This window comes from Burkholderia sp. AU17457, from assembly GCF_002223255.1.
Taxonomy (GTDB): domain Bacteria; phylum Pseudomonadota; class Gammaproteobacteria; order Burkholderiales; family Burkholderiaceae; genus Burkholderia; species Burkholderia sola.
Genome location: NZ_NKFB01000005.1, coordinates 609,140 through 627,483, shown reverse-complemented (window position 1 = coordinate 627,483; position 18,344 = coordinate 609,140). Strand labels below are relative to the sequence as shown.

At 66.9% G+C, this 18,344-nt stretch carries 14 protein-coding genes; 3 read left to right on the top strand and 11 right to left on the bottom strand.

Annotation, left to right across the window (positions count from 1 at the left end; all coding sequences use genetic code 11):
* Nucleotides 1-32 precede the first annotated feature (32 nt).
* The 3 genes from CFB49_RS20060 to CFB49_RS20050 are packed head-to-tail and all read right to left on the bottom strand — an operon-like array spanning nt 33 to nt 6,167.
* Nucleotides 33-2,492 (bottom strand): glycosyltransferase family 4 protein, encoded by a 2,460-nt coding sequence (locus CFB49_RS20060; protein WP_179234924.1) that lies wholly within the window; start codon nt 2,490-2,492, stop codon nt 33-35.
* Nucleotides 2,489-3,955, bottom strand: a complete 1,467-nt coding sequence (locus CFB49_RS20055; protein ID WP_089492117.1) for a flippase — start codon at nt 3,953-3,955, stop codon at nt 2,489-2,491. The genes CFB49_RS20060 and CFB49_RS20055 overlap by 4 nt, the downstream gene beginning before the upstream one ends.
* Before the next feature lie 19 nt (nt 3,956-3,974).
* Entirely contained in the window at nt 3,975-6,167 is a 2,193-nt protein-coding gene (locus tag CFB49_RS20050; protein ID WP_373453191.1) for a hypothetical protein, read from the bottom strand.
* 475 nt (nt 6,168-6,642) lie between these two features.
* Between CFB49_RS20050 and CFB49_RS20045 the strand changes: the two genes are divergently transcribed.
* From CFB49_RS20045 to CFB49_RS20035, 3 genes are read left to right on the top strand one after another with little or no spacing between them, the layout of a single operon-like run.
* Complete coding sequence (locus CFB49_RS20045; protein ID WP_089492115.1) at nt 6,643-7,704, top strand: acyltransferase family protein; 1,062 nt, start codon at nt 6,643-6,645, stop codon at nt 7,702-7,704.
* Between the two features lie 35 nt (nt 7,705-7,739).
* Nucleotides 7,740-8,786: a GDP-mannose 4,6-dehydratase gene (gmd, locus tag CFB49_RS20040; RefSeq protein ID WP_050011265.1), complete on the top strand. Its 1,047-nt coding sequence runs from the start codon at nt 7,740-7,742 to the stop codon at nt 8,784-8,786.
* The gene (locus CFB49_RS20035; protein ID WP_089436209.1) at nt 8,773-9,738 is read left to right on the top strand and encodes an NAD-dependent epimerase/dehydratase family protein; all 966 of its coding nucleotides are present in this window, start codon (nt 8,773-8,775) and stop codon (nt 9,736-9,738) included. Before gmd ends, CFB49_RS20035 begins: the two co-directional genes overlap by 14 nt.
* A gap of 101 nt (nt 9,739-9,839) precedes the next feature.
* On the opposite strand, the gene CFB49_RS20030 is transcribed toward CFB49_RS20035, so the two are convergent.
* The 8 genes from CFB49_RS20030 to CFB49_RS19995 all read right to left on the bottom strand — a co-directional run bounded on the left by CFB49_RS20030 (nt 9,840) and on the right by CFB49_RS19995 (nt 18,339).
* Complete coding sequence (locus CFB49_RS20030) at nt 9,840-11,030, bottom strand: O-succinylhomoserine sulfhydrylase (RefSeq protein ID WP_069618450.1); 1,191 nt, start codon at nt 11,028-11,030, stop codon at nt 9,840-9,842.
* A gap of 261 nt (nt 11,031-11,291) precedes the next feature.
* The gene (gene purF / locus CFB49_RS20025) at nt 11,292-12,824 is read right to left on the bottom strand and encodes an amidophosphoribosyltransferase (RefSeq protein ID WP_069618451.1); all 1,533 of its coding nucleotides are present in this window, start codon (nt 12,822-12,824) and stop codon (nt 11,292-11,294) included.
* Between the two features lie 51 nt (nt 12,825-12,875).
* Entirely contained in the window at nt 12,876-13,370 is a 495-nt protein-coding gene (locus CFB49_RS20020) for a CvpA family protein (RefSeq protein ID WP_027782633.1), read from the bottom strand.
* Between the two features lie 7 nt (nt 13,371-13,377).
* Complete coding sequence (locus CFB49_RS20015) at nt 13,378-14,205, bottom strand: SPOR domain-containing protein (protein WP_089492114.1); 828 nt, start codon at nt 14,203-14,205, stop codon at nt 13,378-13,380.
* Nucleotides 14,206-14,234: 29 nt separating this feature from the next.
* Nucleotides 14,235-15,545: a bifunctional tetrahydrofolate synthase/dihydrofolate synthase gene (gene folC, locus CFB49_RS20010; RefSeq protein WP_089492113.1), complete on the bottom strand. Its 1,311-nt coding sequence runs from the start codon at nt 15,543-15,545 to the stop codon at nt 14,235-14,237.
* A 99-nt stretch (nt 15,546-15,644) separates the two neighbouring features.
* Nucleotides 15,645-16,517, bottom strand: coding sequence for an acetyl-CoA carboxylase, carboxyltransferase subunit beta (accD, locus tag CFB49_RS20005; RefSeq protein ID WP_089492112.1), 873 nt, complete (start codon nt 16,515-16,517; stop codon nt 15,645-15,647).
* 64 nt (nt 16,518-16,581) lie between these two features.
* On the bottom strand, nt 16,582-17,397 hold the full coding sequence (gene trpA, locus CFB49_RS20000; RefSeq protein WP_069618454.1) for a tryptophan synthase subunit alpha: 816 nt from the start codon (nt 17,395-17,397) through the stop codon (nt 16,582-16,584).
* 90 nt (nt 17,398-17,487) lie between these two features.
* Nucleotides 17,488-18,339 (bottom strand): DNA-methyltransferase, encoded by an 852-nt coding sequence (locus CFB49_RS19995; RefSeq protein ID WP_089436206.1) that lies wholly within the window; start codon nt 18,337-18,339, stop codon nt 17,488-17,490.
* Nucleotides 18,340-18,344 lie beyond the last annotated feature (5 nt).

Here is an 18,344-nt window from a genome sequence, read left to right as displayed (position 1 = left end):
TTCCGCCATTTCCCGCCAGCTCCCGCCGGCCGCTACTTCTTCGCGCTCGCCGCCTTGGCGGCCTTGGCCGTATCCGCGAGAATCTTCTCGACCCGCTCCACGTAGGTTTCAGTCCCGAACCGGCGCACCGCGGTCGCGCGACCGCTCGCGACGAGCCGCTCGCGCAACGCGCGGTCGCGCTTGAGCGTCGCCAGCGCATCGGCCAGCGCGGCCGCGTCGCCCGGCTCGCAGAGCAGTCCGTTGTCACCGTCCTCGATGATCTCGACGACGCCGCCCGCGCGCGCCGCGACGACCGGCCGGCGCGCGAGCATCCCCTCGACGATCACGCGCCCGAACGGCTCCGGCGTGATCGACGTGTGCGCAACGACGTCGACCGCCGTCATGCAGGCGGCCACGTCGCGCTGGAACCCGAGGAAATGCACGCGCTCGTCCATCGCATGCTGCGCGACGTATTCGTGCAGTTGCGCCGCATAGTCGTCCTCGCCGAACAGCGGCGCGCCGACCAGCACCACGTGCATGTCGGGATGCCGCGCGGCGGCCTCCAGCAGCACGTGCTGCCCCTTCCAGCGCGCGAGACGGCTGAACGAGCCGACCAGCCATGCATCCGCGGGCAACCCGAGGCGCGCGCGCAGCGCGGCCTGGCTCACGCCGTCCAGCGCATCGAACGGTTCGGCCGAAATCCCGTTGAACACGACGTCGACGTGCTGCGGCGTAAAGCCGGTCAGCGCGCGGAACGCCTGCGCGGATGCGTCGGAGTTCGCGATCACGCGCGTGACGCCGAACCGCGCGCAGTACTTGATCGCCTGCAACTGCTTGCCGCCGAAATGGTCGGTGCTGACGATGTCGCGCAAATGCCAGACGACCGGCTTGCGCGCCAGCCGCCCGGCAAGCGCGGCGACCACCATCGCGCGCTGCGTGTTCGCGTAGATCACCTCGGCGCGGCGCGCGCGCCGGGCGACGTCGCGCACCAGCCGCACGAGCTGCTTCACCGCGCCGAACGACACGCCGCCCTGCTTGCGCACGCCCGCGAGCGCGCCCTGCTCGACCACGTCGACGCGCGCGCCGATCTCGTCGAGCGCCGCGCGAAACGGGCCGTCGTCGAACAGCAGCACGTCGGCGTTCGCGCGCATGTGCTTCATGATCTCGAGCAGCGACAGCTCGGCGCCGCCGAGCACGCCGCTCTGGTCGAGCACGAGCGTCGCCGGGCCGCGCGCGACCGGCAGCGGGGCCGCCGTGCCGCGCTGCGCGGTCGAGCCGGGCAGCGCTTGCTCCACGTAGTCGAGGAAGCGCCGCCGGAACGTGTCGGCGGAAAACCGCTCCGCGTTCGCGCGGCACGCGTCAGGCGTGAAGCGCTGCGGCGCGCGCTCGAAATCGTCGACGGCCGCGACGATCGCGTGCGGCGTCTGTTCGTCGAAGAAAAGGCCGGTCGGGTTCAGGTTCGACTGCGGGTCGAGCACGGTCTCGAGCGCGCCGCCCTTGCCGTACGCGATGACCGGCGTGCCGCACGCCTGCGCCTCGACGACCGAGATCCCGAAGTCCTCCTCGGCCGCGAACACGAACGCCTTCGCGCGTCGCATCCGGTCGTGCAGCACCGCGAACGGCTGGTAGCCCATGATCTCGACGTTCGGGCCGGCCTTCGCGCGAATCTTCTGCATCTCGGGGCCGTCGCCGATCACGACGAGCTTGCGCTCGGGCGTGCGCGAAAACGCTTCGACGATCAGGTCGATCTTCTTGTACGGCACCATCCGCGACGCGGTCAGGTAGAAATCCTCCTTCGCCGCGTTGAGCGAGAACGCGTCGACGTCGACCGGCGGAAAGATTACCGCCGCGTCGCGGTGGTAAACCTTCTTGATGCGTCGTGCGATGAACGCGGAGTTCGCGACGAAGCCGTCCACCGCGTTCGCGGTGCGCGTGTCCCAGTTGCGGATGTAATGGAGAATCATCCGCGCGAGCAGCGATTTCGGCCCGTGCGTGAGATTCGACTGTTCCAGATACTGGTGCTGCAGGTCCCACGCATAGCGGATCGGCGAATGCACGTAGCTGATGTGCACCTGGTCCGGGCCGGTCAGCACGCCCTTCGCGACCGCGTGGCTGCTCGAGATCACGAGGTCGTACTCGGACACGTCGAGCTGCTCGATCGCGAGCGGCATCAGCGGCAGGTAGCTGCGGTACTTGGTGCGGGCGAACGGCAGCTTCTGGATGAACGACGTCGTCACCGGCTTGCCGCGCACGAACGCGCGATCGTCGAGGAAATCGACGAGGCTGAACAGGTCCGCGTCGGGAAAGCACGCGACGATCTGTTCGAGCACGCGCTCCGCGCCCGCGTAGGTGACGAGCCAGTCGTGGACGATCGCCACGCGCAGCGCACGCGCCGGCTGTCGCGCGCCGGCGCGCTCGGCCGGGTGCAGCGCGGCGGCGTCGCCGGCGTGGACCACGACGGCATCGGCCGTGGCGAGATTCAGGACGGCGTGTTCCGCCAGATCGCGATTCATGCAGTTCTCCTCGCATTGAGACGGACAAACAGGTCGCGCACGAGTGCGCGCAATCCCGGCGTCATCGTGAGCGACCACGCGACGTTCAGCACCAGCACGACCGCGCACATGCCGATCGACTGGACCAGCCCCGGCCATGCCTGCGCCAGGAACAGACTCGCCAGCAGAAACGCGAGGTGCGCGAGCATGTCGAGTACGATCGCGCGCATCCGGATCGCCGACAGGTACAGCAGCACGCCGTAGTCGACGAGCGCGCGCGCCGCGACGACCACCGCCGCGCCGATCAGCCCGAAGTGATGAACGCCGAACCACAGGCCGCCGACGAAGAACGGCATCTCGACGAGCCCGGCGAATGCCGCGCGGGCCGGGTTGACCTGCGACTGGATCAGAATGCGCGTGACGCTCGCCTGGCCGACGAGCCACACGCTGATCACCAGCACGCGCCCGACCGGCGCCGAATGCGCGGCGAGATCGGCGCCGACCCACAGCGTGAGGAACGGTGCGAGCGCGAAGATCGCGACGATGCCGACCGGCGTGAATACGCCGTTCAGGAATTCGAGCGACTGGCGCGCGAGCGTATCCGCGTGATCGCGGCCGACCGCCGACAGGCGCGGGAACAGCGTGCGCACCAGCGCGTTCGGCAGCATGTTCAGCCGCGTGACGAGGTTCTGCGGCACCGTGTAGTACGTGACGAACTTCGCGCCCATGCCGGCGCCGAGCATCACGCGGTCGAGCGTGTCGGCGATCATGCTCGTCGTGCTCGCGATCAGCATCCAGCCGCCGAAGTTGAACAGCCCCTTCGCGGTGCCCCACTGCGGCGGATCGATGCGGCGGATCCCGAGCACCTTGATGCTGGCCTGACCGAGCATCACCGCCGCGATCAGCCGCGCGACGACCGCCGCGGCGAGCACCGTCTGCAGGTTCGGCGCGATCCACCACGCGGCGCCGAGCGGCAGCAGCTGGAACAGGAACGTGCCGATCGTCTGGTTCGTGTTGAACACGCCAAACCGTTCGGCGCCGTTGATCGCGCCGGCGAACACCCACGATACGTTCGCGAGCGGAATCGCGAGCGCAAGCCACGGCAGCGCGAGATACACCTCGTGCTGCATCGCGGCCGACACCTTCGTGAAATACGCGGTGTAGACGAACGCGCCGAAATAGATCAGCAGGCCGCCGACGATGCCGGTGCCGAGATTCAGCCAGAACGCGCTCCAGAACACGCGCGCGCTTTCGTCGGCGTTGCCGCTCGCGAGCGCCTTCGAGATGTGGTTCTGCGCGGCCATGCTCATCCCGAGATCGAGTATCCCGAAATAGCCGATCAGCGTCCACACGAGGCTGACGACGCCGTAGCGTTCGACGCCCAGCGCGTGGATATACGCGGGCACCGTCACCAGCGACACGAAGGTCGGCAGGATCAGCCCGATGAAGTTGATCGAAACGTTCTTGAGTATGCCTTTGTCCATGCTTTAGCCCAGGGGCCCGTTACGGTTTCCAGCGGTACATGAGCACCTTGCCGCGCGCGTCTTCCTCGACGAACACCAGGTACTCGCCGTTCTCGCGCCGGAACGCGCTGATGCCGAACGGCACGTCGACCCAGCCCGACGCCTTGCCGACCTCGGCGCCCGGGCTCATCACGCCGACTTCCTTGCCGGTTTCCTTGTCGTACACGTGGATCTTGCCGACCGGCTCCACGGTGAAGATGTAGCGGCCTTCGACCGTGATCCCGATCAGGTCGAGGATCGGCTTCGCGTCGAGCTGCCACGGCAGCGCGACCTGGTAGCGCACCACCGGCGAGCCGCTCGACCATTTGTCGAAGCGCACCAGCACGCGGCCGACTTCCTTGTTGATGCCGGGCTGCGGCGGCGCGTCGGCCGTATAGCCCGTCACGTACAGCGTGTCCGTCTGCGGCTCGTAGATCGCGCGGCGCAGCTGCGTGAACGGCTGCGGCATCGGATAGGTCGTGACCTTGTCGTACGAGTAGATCGGGTTGCCGGCCTTGTCGATGCCGCCATAGCCGAAACGATGAATCCCTCGCACGTCGCTCGTGCGCCAGATGTCGCCCTTCGTGTCGACCCACCAGCCCCAACCGCCCGCCTTTGCCTTGCCCGTCGTGTTGATCTCGGACTCGTCGGCATCGATCCGACCGTTGCCGTTCGCGTCGCGCCACAGCCAGTCGCCGCCCGGCGGCTTGTTCGGCACCTTGTCGACCGGCCGCGCGCGGCCCGCGATCAGGCCCGACGGAATCGCGACCTCGCCGTCGCGCTTCGCGTCGAAACGGTAGATCTTCAGGTGATCGGCGTACATGTCGGTCAGGTACAGGAACGTGCGCCCGTCGACGCGCCGCGCGATCGGCATGCCCGGATACTGGTCGGTGTGGAACACCGGGTCGTCCGGATACTTGAAGCGGTTCGACAGGAAGCCGACGTATTTCCAGTCCTGGCCCGACGGCTTCGACAGGTCGAGCTCGAAGCGCTTGTTGCCCGTGTACACGCTGTTCGGCCGCGCGGGGTCGAGCCACGCGCCGTCGACGAACAGCAGCCCCTGCACCTGCCAGCGCAGCTTGCCGTCCGGCGTGTAGCTTTCCAGCACCGCGCCGAGCCCCGCGCCGATCGTGTCGTGGCGCGGCCCGATCCCGTTCATCGACACATAGATGTTGCCCGCGCGGTCGACCCCGACGCCCGTCAGCCCGTTGAAACGCTGCGGCCCCGGCCGGCCCGGCACCGGGCCCGCGAAGATGCCGCCACGCTCGCCGAGCGTGCCCGACGGCGCATAGCCCTTGCCGCCTTTCGAGAAGATCAGGATCTGCTGGCGCGGCCCGTTGTCCGCGACGAGCACGCGCCCTTTCGCGTCGACCGCCACGTCCACCGCGTCGGTGCCCTCCGGCAGCACCGGCGCGTCGTCGAGCTTGCGGCCGTCGGGCCGCACGTGCACGAGATGCGCGGGGCCGCCCAGCGTATCGGTCAGCAGCCACAGCGTGCCGTCGCCCGCCAGCGCGATGCGGCCCGGCTCGTGCGCGTTCCACGTGCCCTTCTGCTGCATCGTCTCCGCGTCGTACACGTCCACCACGTTGCGCGACGGATTGGTCGCGAACAGCGTCTTGTCGTCGGCCGCGAGGCCGCCCACTTCCGCCTTCGCCTCACCCACTTCCGAGCGCGCGGGCGCCGGCACCTCGTTCATCATCATGAAGCTCGCGGCCATCCGTGCGCGGCCGGTATCGGCGCGCCCGCCCGGCGCGACCTGCGGCGCCGCGCGAAACGGCGCGGGCTGCTTCATGTCGCCGATCGTGCGCCGCGAGATGCCGAACCATTGCTTGCCCTTGTCCGGCCAGATGCCGGGCGACTGCAGGTGGCCGCGCTCGTTGCCGACGCCGATCGCGACATACGCGTACTTGCCGTTCACCGCGATCGCGCTGCCGCCGAGGTTACCCCAGCCGTGCGTGCCGCCCGCGAAGCCGAGCATCTTCCCGTCCTGGTAGACGCTCGCCTCGGCGCCGCTCTCGTCCCACGGCGCATTCGTATACACCTTGCCCTCCGGCGTCACCGCGATCGCGCGAATGTCGATCTGCGTCCACGTGCCGTCGCCATAGCCGAACGTGTTGCCGATCCACGACGTCGTCGCGGGCAACACCGTTTCGGCCGGCACGGCGCTCGTCAGCAGTGCCGCGCATACCGTCATGCCAACCAGAATCAGACGTCGCAATGCACTTCTCCAGACTCGATGTCGATGCAACAGCGACCGGCGCCGCCTCGGATCGCCCGCGGCGGCGCGCTGTCGCTAAATGGGTTTCAAACGTCGCGATGCAGGTTACAAGCAAAAATAATCACAAGAAATTTGGAAATATTTGGGGATGTTTCCGCGTGAAATATCGAACCGGAACAGCGAGTAAATGACCGCGGAAAACGGCAATAACGACCGCCCCTCCCGCGCCATCACGTAGAAAATTCCGCCCCAGGCCGCCTGTCATGCCTGTCCGGGAGCAAACCTTTCACCTCGCGATCGTAATAATCGGCATTTGCCTGTTTGTCGTCAGATAAATGGCACGCGTTTTTTTACCGATTTCTTTTCCCTAGAATCGATTTCGATTCCATATTTCATTTAAAGGCATGCAATACGTACACGCATCGGATGCGGGTCGTGAAGGAGCCGCGCGATGACGGCCCTGTCGCGCCCCGCCCTCGCCCCGCCGCAACACGGCCGCATCGTGCAGCTCGACGGGTTGCGCGCGATCGCGGTGGGCGCCGTATTCCTGCAACACGCGCTGAAGGCGCCGCTGTGGATGGGCGTCGATCTGTTCTTCGTGCTGAGCGGCCTGCTGATCACCGGCATCCTGCTCGATCGCAAGGCGCGCGGACAGTCGTACTTCAGCCACTTCTACGCGCGCCGCGTACGCCGCATCCTGCCGCCGTACGTGCTGTTGCTGGTGGTGTCGACGCTGCTGTTCGGCGCGAGCTGGCTGCCGCACTGGCCGTGGTTCGCGTTCTTCTCGACCAATATCGGGCTGTCGCTCGGCAGCATCGGCCATGACAGCCTGAACGTGCTGTGGTCGCTCGCGGTCGAGGAGCAGTTCTACATCTTCTGGCCGTTCGTCGTGCTGTGGTGCTCGGAGCGCGCGCTGCTGTGGGTCGCCGCCGCGCTGATCGTCGCGGCGCCGGTGCTGCGCGCGATCGCGACGCCGTGGTTCGATTCGTTCTGGCCGATCTACTACCTGACGCCGTTCCGGATGGACCTGCTCGCGGCCGGCGCGTTGCTCGCGATCGTCCTGCGCCGCGACCGGCGGGCGCTGGAGCCGTTCTATCCGCTCGCGATCGTCGGCGCGCTCGTGTCGCTCGCGATCCTCGGCTGGCTGCACCTGTCGTTCCCGCGCTTTCGCGCCGCGAACACGCCGCTGTCGAATGCGGCGCTCTACAGCATCTCGCTGCTGCTGTGCACGTCGATCGTCGTGATCGCGCTGCGCGGCCGCGGGCTCGTGCAGCGCGTGCTGACGAACCCGATGCTCGTCTACGTCGGCACCGTCAGCTACACCGTCTACCTGATTCACCTGAGCGTGCTGTACGCGCTGTGGCCGCTGCACCTGAACCGCTTCGTCACGGCCGCGCTCGCGCTCGCGATCACGCTCGCGTACGCGACCCTGAGCTGGTACGGCTTCGAACGACGCCTGACGCGCGGGCCTGCGCGCCGTGCGGTGCCGACCACCGCCGGCACGACCGCCTGACTTTCATCATCCATCGCTTCTACCAGGACAACGCCATGAGCCAAACGCGTAAGAAGGCCATCATCACCGGAATTTCGGGGCAAGACGGTGCGTACCTGACCAAACTGCTGCTCGACAAGGGCTACGAGGTCACCGGCACCTACCGCCGCACCAGCTCGGTGAATTTCTGGCGCATCGCCGAGCTGGGTGTCGACACGCACCCGAACCTGACGCTCGTCGAACACGACCTGACCGACGCGGGCTCGAGCCTGCGCCTGCTCGAACGCACGCAGCCGGACGAGCTGTACAACCTGGCCGCGCAAAGCTTCGTCGGCGTGTCGTTCGACCAGCCGGCGACGACCGCCGAAGTAACCGGCATCGGCCCGCTGAACCTGCTCGAGGCAATTCGCGTCGTGAGCCCGAAGACGCGCTTCTACCAGGCGTCGACGTCCGAGATGTTCGGCAAGGTGCAGGCGATCCCGCAAACGGAAACCACCGCGTTCTATCCGCGCAGCCCGTACGGCGTCGCGAAGCTGTACGCGCACTGGATGACCGTGAACTACCGCGAATCGTATGGCCTGTTCGGCAGCAGCGGCATCCTGTTCAACCACGAATCGCCGCTACGCGGCCGCGAATTCGTCACGCGCAAGATCACCGACACGATCGCGAAGATCAAGCTCGGCAAGGCGACCAAGCTCGAGCTCGGCAATCTCGACGCGAAGCGCGACTGGGGCTTCGCGCTCGAATACGTCGAAGGCATGTGGCGCATGCTGCAGGCCGACGAACCCGACACCTACGTGCTGGCGACCAACCGCACCGAAACCGTGCGCGACTTCGTGCGGATGGCGTTCGCGGCGGCCGGCTACCAGCTCGAATGGACCGGCAAGGGCGAGCAGGAACGCGGCCTCGACGCATCGACCGGCAACGTGCTCGTCGAAGTGAACCCGAAGTTCTATCGCCCGGCCGAAGTCGACCTGCTGATCGGCTGCGCGGACAAGGCGAAAAGCAAACTGGGCTGGGCACCCAAGACGACGCTCGAACAACTTTGCCAGATGATGGTCGAAGCGGATTTGACGCGGAACCAACACCATGACACGTTCTGAAACCGGGCGTCCGTCGCGCCGTGCGTTCGTCACGGGCCTGACGGGCTTCACCGGTCGCTACATGGCCGAACGCCTGCAGGCGGCCGGCTATGACGTCTGGGGCACGGTCGCGCCCGGCACGCCGCCCCCCGCCGATCCGGCGTTCGCACACTGCACGCTACTGCCCGTCGACCTGCTCGACGCGGATGCCATGCGCGCGGCCGCGGCCGACGCACGACCCGACGCGGTCGTGCATCTCGCCGCACGTGCGCATGTCGCCGACGACGAGCCGTCGTCCACCTACGCGGTCAACATCGTCGGCACGCGCAACGTGCTGGCGGCGCTGGCCGGCCTCGACCGCCGTCCGTCGGCAGTGCTGCTGGCCAGCAGCGCGAACATCTACGGCAACTCGACGGCCGGCGTGCTCGACGAAACCGTCGCGCCCGCGCCGGCGAACGACTACGCGGTCAGCAAGCTCGCGATGGAATATGCGGCGAAGCTATGGTCCGACCGGCTGCCGATCGTGATCGCGCGGCCGTTCAACTACACGGGTGTCGGCCAGAGCGATGCGTATCTGCTGCCGAAGCTCGTCGCGCACTATGCGAGCAACGCGCCGCGGATCTCGCTCGGTAACCTCGACGTGAGCCGCGATTTTTCCGACGTGCGCGACGTGACGGCCGCCTATCTGAAGCTGGTCGAAGCCGCGCCGGCCGGCGAGACGTTCAACGTCTGCTCGGAGCGCGCGTATTCGCTGAAGGAAGTGCTGGCGATGCTGTCGCGGATCGCCGGCTACGTGATCGACGTGACGATCGATCCGCGCTTCGTGCGGCACAACGAAGTGAAAAGCCTGAGCGGGTCGCGCGACAAGCTGCGCCGCGCGGTGGGCGAATTACCGGTCACGCCGCTCGACGAAACGCTGCGCTGGATGGTGGACGCGATGCGTGCCGCACCGTCCGCGCACGCCGCCGGCTGAACGACGGCACAACACGCGCGACGGCATGCGCCGAAACGACAACGGGCCGCTCTCTTGAGCGGCCCGTTTCATTGATGCCGAGCGAAAACCGGCGGTATCGCTCAGCCGTCCAGGCCGCGCGCCAGATCGTTGCGAATGTCGGCTGCATGCTCGAGGCCGACCGCTAGGCGAATCAGCCCCTCGGTGATCCCCGCCGCCGCCCGCGCTTCCGGCGTGATGCGGCCGTGCGTCGTCGTGGCCGGATGCGTGATCGTCGTGCGCGTGTCGCCGAGGTTGCCGGTGATCGACACCAGCTTCGTGCCGTCGATCACGCGCCATGCGTTCGCGCGTTGCTGCTCGGGCGTGTCGCCCTTCAGCTCGAACGACACGATCGCGCCGCCCGCCTTCTGCTGACGCTTCGCGAGCTCATGCTGCGGATGCGATTCGAGGCCCGGATAGAACACGCGCGCCACGGCCGGATGCGAGTCGAGCCAGCGCGCGATCTCCAGCGCGTTCGCCGATTGCTTCTCGACGCGCAGCGACAGCGTCTCCATTCCCTTCAGCAGCACCCACGCGTTGAAGGCCGACAGCGTCGGGCCCGCGCTGCGCACGAACGGGAACACCTTGCCCATGATGAATTCCTTCGAGCCGACCAGCGCGCCACCGAGCACGCGGCCTTGCCCGTCGAGAAATTTCGTCGCCGAATGCATCACGACGTCCGCGCCGAGCTTCAGCGGCTGCTGCAGCACCGGGCTGCAGAAACAGTTGTCGACGACGAACAGCGCATTCGCCGCCTTCGCGATCTTGCCGATCGCCTCGATGTCCGCGAGTTCGGTCAGCGGGTTCGACGGCGTCTCGAGGAAGAACATCTTCGTTTCCGGCCGCACGGCTTCCTGCCATGCGTTCAGGTCGGTCGGGTCGACGAAGGTCGTCGTGATCCCGAACTTGCTGAAGATCTGCGAGAACATCCCGAGCGTCGAGCCGAACAGGCTGCGCGAGCTGACGAGGTGATCGCCCGCCTGCAGCGCGGACATCACGACCGACATGATCGCGGCCATGCCCGACGCCGTCGCGATGCAGGCCTCGCCGCCCTCGAGCGCCGCGAGACGCTCCTGGAACATGGTGACGGTCGGATTCGTGAAGCGCGAATAGGTGAAATAGTCTTCCGAATTCGCGAAGCGCTCGGCCGCATCGGCCGCGCTCGAGAAGCAGAAGCTCGACGTGAGGAACAGCGCTTCCGAATGCTCGTTGAAGTCGCTGCGCAGCGTGCCCGCGCGCACCGCGAGCGTGTCGAAGTTGAGGGAGTCGTCCATGTTCCGTTTTCCGTATTCGATGGCCGCGCCGACGGTCGTGCACAAGGCGCGGACCCGGTCAAAACCGAGGCCAAAAAAACAAAAAGCCCGCTATGCGTCGGCATCAGCGGGCTTCGGTGCGGTACGACAGCGATCGACTCGGGCCGGCTGCCACCGGCCTTCGCTTTAGCTGTTTTGGGAAGTTGCCCCGCGTCCGCAAGCTGATATCAAATCGACGCAAGGCCACATCCTATCACGCCTCGATAAAAGCGTGCGCCGGCGTTACTCGACCGACAGCTGCAGGTTCATCTGCGAACGCTCGGTGTCGCCGGCCGTGTCGCGATCGGCCTGCGACGCCGGCGTGAGGCGCGCGCGCTCGATCGCATCGAGATACTCGGGCGTCACGGCGCCGGTGATGTAGTTGCCGTCGAAACACGACGCCTCGAAGCGCTCGAGCTTCGGGTTGATGTCGCGCACCGCGCGGCGCAGATCGTCGACGTCCTGATAGATCAAATGATCGGCGCCGATGATCTTCGCGACTTCCTCGTCGGTGCGGCCGTGCGCGACAAGCTCGCCACGCGTCGGCATGTCGATGCCGTACACGTTCGGGAACTTCACGGGCGGCGCCGCCGACGCGAAGATCACCGACTTCGCGCCCGCATCGCGCGCCATCTGCACGATTTCGTGCGAGGTCGTGCCGCGCACGATCGAATCGTCGACGATCAGCACGTGCTTGTCCTTGAATTCGATGCTCATCGCGTTGAGCTTCTGGCGCACCGACTTCTTGCGCACCGCCTGCCCCGGCATGATGAAGGTGCGGCCGACGTAGCGGTTCTTGAAGAAGCCTTCGCGATACTCGACGCCGAGTTTCGCAGCGACCTGCATCGCGGCCGGGCGCGACGAATCGGGAATCGGCATCACGACGTCGATCGGCACGTTCGGCAGTTCGCGCTTGATCTTCTCGGCGAGATAGTCGCCCATGCGCAGGCGCACGTTGTAGACCGGCACGCCGTCGAGGCACGAATCCGGACGGGCCAGATACACGTATTCGAACATGCACGGATTCAGCGTCGGGTTCTCCGCGCACTGCTGGCTGTGGAAGTTGCCGGCCTTGTCGATGAAGACCGCTTCGCCCGGCTCCAGGTCACGCACGAATTCGAAACCGATGCCTTCGACCGCCACCGACTCCGACGCGACCATCCATTCGGTGCCGTGCTCGGTTTCGAGCTTGCCGATGCAGAGCGGGCGGATGCCGAACGGGTCGCGGAACGCGAGCAGGCCGTAGCCGGCGATCAGCGACACGATCGCGTACGAACCCTGCAGGCGGCGATGCACGCCCGAGACCGCCTTGAACACCGACGCCGGATCGAGCTCGAGGCCCGTGGTCGACAGTTGCAGCTCGTGCGCGAACACGTTGAGCAGCACTTCGCTGTCGGAATTGGTGTTGATGTGCCGGCGGTCGATCCGGAACATCTCGTCCTTCAGCTGCATCCAGTTCGTCAGGTTGCCGTTGTGCGCAAGGATGATCCCGAACGGCGCGTTCACGTAGAACGGCTGCGCCTCGGCCTCGCTCGACGCCGAACCGGCCGTCGGGTAGCGCACCTGGCCGATGCCGTAGGTGCCGGGCAGGCTGCGCATGTTGCGCGTGCGGAACACGTCGCGCACCATGCCGTTCGCCTTGTACATGTGGAAATTGCTGCCGTCCGCCGTCGCGATGCCCGCCGCGTCCTGACCGCGATGCTGCAGCAGCAGCAGGCTGTCATAGATCAGCTGATTGACAGGGGATTGGGAGATAACGCCTACGATGCCGCACATGGCATGTCCTTCAGAATGACAAAATCGGTTCCGTCCTGCCCGGCCGCGTCGTCACACGCGTACGTACTGGGCCATGCCGTCGGGCAGGAGCTGCTTCAGCTCGTGCACGCCCTGTTCGGCAAAAGGACGCAAGAGCGCATTGCGCCAGAAATCCTGTTTGGGCAGTTCGGTCAGCCCGGCCGCCGCGACCAGCAGCACCACCAGCACGCAGCCGCGGACGAGCCCGAACATCATGCCCAGCGAGCGGTCGACGCCGCCCAGGCCACTCGCCTGCGCGATCCGCGACAGCAGCGCGTTCGCCACGCCGGCGACCAGCACGACGCCGATCACGAGCAACGCGAAGGCGATCACCCACTGCGTCAGCGCGCCGCCCGGCCAGTTCGCCGGAATGTATGGCACGACCAGCCCGACGTAGCGGCCCGCGATCACGATCGCCGCGATCCAGCCGATCAGCCCGAAAATCTCGGATACGAAGCCCCGCCACGCGCCGCGCAGCGCCGACAACACGATCACCGCCAATACAGCGTAGTCGAAAGCCGTCAGCATCGTGGCATTACTGCGTCAGACCGGCTTCGCGCACCTTCGCGATCGCGGCGGAGGCCGCCGAGCGATCCGCGAACGGGCCGGCACGCAACAGTGTAGCCGTGCTGCCGTCTGCCTGCTTGCGATGCTCGACATATGCGGGCACGCCCGCCGATTTCAACTTGGTCGCCCACGAACGGGCCGTCGCGTCGTCCTTGAACGAGCCGAGCTGCACCGCGAAGCGCGCACCGGCCGGCGACGCCGGCGACGATGCGTCGCCGCTGTCCGGGCTCGCGGCGCCGTCATTCGCGACCGTTGCGGGCGCAGGCTTCGGCGCGGCCGGCTTCGGCGCGGGTGCGGCAGCCGGCTTCGGCGGCGTCACGCTCGCGGTGGTGGTCGGTTCGGGTTTCGCGACCGGCTTGGCCGCATCCTTCGGCGCGGGCGCCGGTGCGGCCGCAACGGCCGTGTCGGAGGCCGGCGGTTCGTCGTGCGCGACGCCTGCCTGCACGTCGGACACATCGTCGTCGCGCGGCGCGACTGCCTGGTGCGCGGGCCGGTTCGGGATGTCGATCGCGATGTCGTCGGTGACCGGCTTCGGGTGCGAATCAAGCACCATCGGCAGCACGATCACCGCGGCCACGACGAGCGCGATCGCGCCGACGAGGCGACGGCGCGCGCGTTGCTTTTCTGGAAGGGTCGGATCGAGGAGCAGTGCATCCGATTCCGGACGCTCGGTACGGCGCGAGCGTCGCTCGACGCGTTCAGTGCGCTCCGTGCGCACGTTCCGGGAGGCCCCGGTGCGACCGCCGCGCCGCGGGGGCGCGTCGTCGTCTTTCTTGCCGAACGAGAAAATTCCCATGAATGGCTGAGTCCGAAACTGCCCGTCAGTCAGTGTTGCTGCGATTTACGGTAGGCCAGCACGCCGGCAACCGTATGGAAACTGCCGAAAACCACGATTCTATCATTCTCGGATGCTCTTTTTAGTGCATCGCGAAACGCTTCCGCGGGCGACGCGTAGCGCGTCACGCTCGAATCGGGCCCGTCCTCCACGCCGGCCTTGCGCAGCGCGGCTTCGAGCTGCTCCGCCGAGGCCGCGCGCGGCAGCGGCAGGTCGGTCACGCACCAGTGGTCGATCTCGCCCTTCAGGTGCTGCAGCACGCCGTCGATGTCCTTGTCGTGCATCGCGCCGAACACCGCGTACGTGTACGGGAAGAAGCCCATGTTGCCGAGGTTCTGTTCGAGCACGGCCGATGCATGCGGGTTGTGCGCGACGTCGAGCACGATCGCCGGCTTGCCGGGCAGCACCTGGAAGCGCCCCGGCAGCTCGACGTTCGCCAGCCCGAGCCGGATGTCCTGCGCGGACACCGGCAGCACCGGCCGCAGCGCCTCGAGCGCCGCGAGCGCGGCCGACGCATTGATCAGCTGATTCGCGCCGCGCAGCGCCGGATACGCGAGCGCCGGATAGCGCTTCTCGCGGCCGAGGTAGCTCCATTGCTGGCGTTCGGCACCCGCCTGCGCCTCGTAGCGGAAATCGCGGCCGACGAGCCACAGGTCGGCGCCGATCGCTTCGGCGTGGTCGATCAGCGTCTGCGGCGCGGCCGGATCGCCGCAGATCGCCGGCTTGCCCGCGCGGAAGATCCCGGCCTTCTCGAACGCGATCTTCTCGCGCGTATCGCCGAGGTACTCGGTGTGGTCGATGTCGATGCTCGTGACGATCGCGCAATCGGTATCGATGATGTTCACCGCGTCGAGCCGGCCGCCGAGGCCGACTTCGAGGATCACCGCGTCGAGCCCGCGCGATGCGAACAGATGCAGGATCGCGAGCGTCGTGAACTCGAAATACGTGAGCGAGACCGGTTCCGGCAGCGACGTGCGCGCGGCTTCGACGGCCTCGAAGTGCGGCAGCAGTTCGTCGTCGGTCACGTTCTGCCCGTTCACGCGCGCGCGCTCGTTGAATTCGAGCAGGTGCGGCGACGTGTGGCAGCCGACCTTGTAGCCCGCGCGCACGAGGATCGTCTCCAGGAACGCGCAGGTCGAGCCCTTGCCGTTCGTGCCGCCGACGGTGATCACCGGGCACGCGAATTCGAGCTGCAGCGCCGCCTTGACCTGCCCGATGCGGGTCAGGCCCATGTCGATGCCGACCGGGTGCGCGCGTTCGAGATGCGAAAGCCACGCGTCGAGAGTGGGAAAAGTGCTCATCGGATCAAATCTGGATCGGTACCGCCACTACGCCAAAAAACGAAGCGCGCCGCCTGACGCTGAAGCCAGGCGACGCGCGGAGTCACAACCTTGCGCCGGTCAGGCCAGCGCGTCGGCCGGCTGTCGCTGCAGCAGCGCGAGCAACTGCGCGATCTCGTCGCGCATCTTGCGACGGTCGACGATCATGTCGATCGCGCCCGTCTTCAGCAGGAATTCCGCGCGCTGGAAGCCTTCCGGCAGCTTCTCGCGGACCGTCTGCTCGATCACGCGCGGGCCGGCGAAGCCGATCAGCGCCTTCGGCTCGGCGATCACGACGTCGCCGAGGAACGCGAAGCTCGCCGACACGCCGCCCATCGTCGGGTCGGTCAGCACCGAGATGAACGGCAGCTTCGCTTCGGCCAGCTTGGTCAGCATCGCGGTAGTCTTGGCCATCTGCATCAGCGACAGCAGGCTTTCCTGCATCCGTGCGCCGCCCGATGCGGTGAAGCAGATGAACGGCACGTGCTGCTCCAGCGCGTTCTGCGCACCGCGCGCGAAGCGCTCGCCGACGACCGAACCCATCGAGCCGCCCATGAACGAGAACTCGAAGCACGCGGCGACGACGGGCAGCGTGTGGATCGCGCCGCCCATCACGACCATCGCGTCGGTCTCGCCGGTTTCGTCCATTGCTTCCTTCAGACGATCGGGGTACTTGCGGCTGTCCTTGAACTTCAGCGAGTCGACCGGCACGATTTCCTGGCCTATTTCATAGCGGCCTTCCGAATCGAGCAGCCCGTCGAGGCGCTCGCGTGCGCCGATGCGCATGTGGTGATCGCACTTCGGGCACACGTGCAGGTTCGCGTCCACGTCGTTGCGATAGAGAACGGCCTCGCAGGACGGGCACTTGACCCACAGGCCTTCCGGAATGCCCTTGCGGCTTTTCGGGTCGGTCTGCTTGATCTTCGGCGGCAACAGTTTGTCGAGCCAGCTCATCGTATGGTTTCCTGTTCCGTGGCGGGGCGGGCCGACCGGCCCGTTCCCGCTTCCTGTGTTGTGTTTATCGCGCCGTGTTGCCGGCACCGTCCAGGGCGGCGCGCAGCTCGGCGATGAACGACTTCAGCGCGGCGGCGGCACCTTCCGGCGCAGCGCTCTCGAGCAGTTGCACGAGGCGGCTGCCGATCACGACGGCGTCCGACACCTCGGCCACCGCGCGCGCCGTTTCGGCGTCGCGGATGCCGAAGCCGACGCCCACCGGAACCGGCACGCGCGACTTGATGGCCGGGATTTTACCCGCAATGCTCGAAACATCCAGATTTCCGGCGCCGGTCACGCCCTTCAGCGACACGTAATACACGTAGCCGCTCGCGATCTTGCCGACGTCGGCGATGCGTTCGTCGGTCGACGTGGGCGCGAGCAGGAAGATCGGATCGATCTGCGCGGCCCGCATTTTTTCCGCAAACACGCCCGCCTCTTCCGGCGGGTAGTCGACCACCAGCACGCCGTCGACGCCGGCCGCGTGCGCTTCGGCCGCGAACGCATCGACACCCATCCGTTCGATCGGGTTCGCATAGCCCATCAGCACGACGGGCGTTTTGGGATCGGTCTCGCGAAACCGCTTCACGTCGGCGAGCACGCTCTTCAACGTGACGCCGCGCGCGAGCGCGCGCTCCGACGAGCGCTGGATCACGGGGCCGTCGGCCATCGGGTCCGAGAACGGCACGCCGAGTTCGATCACGTCCGCGCCGCCGGCGGCGAGCGCGTGCATGAATTCGACGGTTTTCGCGGGATCAGGGTCGCCGGCCGTGATGAACGGGATCAGGCCCTTACGGCCTTGTTCGGCGAGTGCGGCGAAGGTCTGCTGAATACGGGACATGGCAATTTTTTCCTATGTCGATCGGAGTGAGCGCTTCAGCGCTTGCTCCGATCCCATACAAAGTAGCATTCGGCGATGCGGCGGCGCGATTCACGCGCACGCCGGCGCGGCGAGCGCGCTCACGCGCTCGTGCGCGATCGCACAATAGCTTTCGTTGATCTCATAGCCGACGAAGTCGCGCCCCTGCCGTGCGCAGGCCACCGCGGTCGTGCCGCTACCCATGAACGGATCGAGCACGCGGCCGCCCGGCGGGCAGCTCGCGAGCACCATCCGCTCGATGATTTCCAGCGGCTTCTGGGTCGGATGATCGACGCGCTCCGCGTGCTGCCGATGCAGGCGCGAGACCGACCAGACGTCCTTCGGGTTGTAGCCCATCTCCAGCCACTTGCTGCCTTCGAACAGCTTGCGCGAGCGGGCCTTCTTCGTATCGGCGTCGTACGGGATGCGGACCGGATCGAGATCGAAGTAATACGCTTTCGAAACCGCGAAAAAGCCGATGTTGTCGTGCACCGACGTGAAACGGCGCGTCGTGCCGCCCATGCTCGGCACGCGCCGGTCCCAGATGATCTCGTTGACCATCGTGAGCTGCGTCTTCAGGAAACTGAAGATTTCCGGCGCGTACTGCCACGTGCAGAAGATGTACATCGACCCGCTCGGCTTCAGCTTCGGAATCGCGAGCTCGAGCCACGCGCGCGTCCACGCGAGGAAATCGTCGCCCGAACGCTTGTCCGAATCGTTGCCGTAGTCCTTGCCGAGCCCGTACGGCGGATCGGCGACGATCAGGTCGATCGACGCATCCGGCAGGTACGCGGCGTGGGTCAGGAAATCGCGGTTGTGCAGCTCGATACCGGACGGCAGCGCGCGCGGCACCGCAGCGGCGGGCTGAACCGCCTCCGCGTCGCTCGCGGCGCCGCCGCCCGGCTCTTCGATCAGGTCACGCATCGGTC

Excerpts from the sequence above, each read along its gene's own strand:
- CFB49_RS20060 (WP_179234924.1), bottom strand. The coding sequence starts at position 2,492 with ATGAATCGCGATCTGGCGGAACACGCCGTCCTGAATCTCGCCACGGCC.
- CFB49_RS20055 (WP_089492117.1), bottom strand. The coding sequence starts at position 3,955 with ATGGACAAAGGCATACTCAAGAACGTTTCGATCAACTTCATCGGGCTG.
- CFB49_RS20050 (WP_373453191.1), bottom strand. The coding sequence starts at position 6,167 with ATGACGGTATGCGCGGCACTGCTGACGAGCGCCGTGCCGGCCGAAACG.
- CFB49_RS20045 (WP_089492115.1), top strand. The coding sequence starts at position 6,643 with ATGACGGCCCTGTCGCGCCCCGCCCTCGCCCCGCCGCAACACGGCCGC.
- gmd (WP_050011265.1), top strand. The coding sequence starts at position 7,740 with ATGAGCCAAACGCGTAAGAAGGCCATCATCACCGGAATTTCGGGGCAA.
- CFB49_RS20035 (WP_089436209.1), top strand. The coding sequence starts at position 8,773 with ATGACACGTTCTGAAACCGGGCGTCCGTCGCGCCGTGCGTTCGTCACG.
- CFB49_RS20030 (WP_069618450.1), bottom strand. The coding sequence starts at position 11,030 with ATGGACGACTCCCTCAACTTCGACACGCTCGCGGTGCGCGCGGGCACG.
- purF (WP_069618451.1), bottom strand. The coding sequence starts at position 12,824 with ATGTGCGGCATCGTAGGCGTTATCTCCCAATCCCCTGTCAATCAGCTG.
- CFB49_RS20020 (WP_027782633.1), bottom strand. The coding sequence starts at position 13,370 with ATGCTGACGGCTTTCGACTACGCTGTATTGGCGGTGATCGTGTTGTCG.
- CFB49_RS20015 (WP_089492114.1), bottom strand. The coding sequence starts at position 14,205 with ATGGGAATTTTCTCGTTCGGCAAGAAAGACGACGACGCGCCCCCGCGG.
- folC (WP_089492113.1), bottom strand. The coding sequence starts at position 15,545 with ATGAGCACTTTTCCCACTCTCGACGCGTGGCTTTCGCATCTCGAACGC.
- accD (WP_089492112.1), bottom strand. The coding sequence starts at position 16,517 with ATGAGCTGGCTCGACAAACTGTTGCCGCCGAAGATCAAGCAGACCGAC.
- trpA (WP_069618454.1), bottom strand. The coding sequence starts at position 17,397 with ATGTCCCGTATTCAGCAGACCTTCGCCGCACTCGCCGAACAAGGCCGT.
- CFB49_RS19995 (WP_089436206.1), bottom strand. The coding sequence starts at position 18,339 with ATGCGTGACCTGATCGAAGAGCCGGGCGGCGGCGCCGCGAGCGACGCG.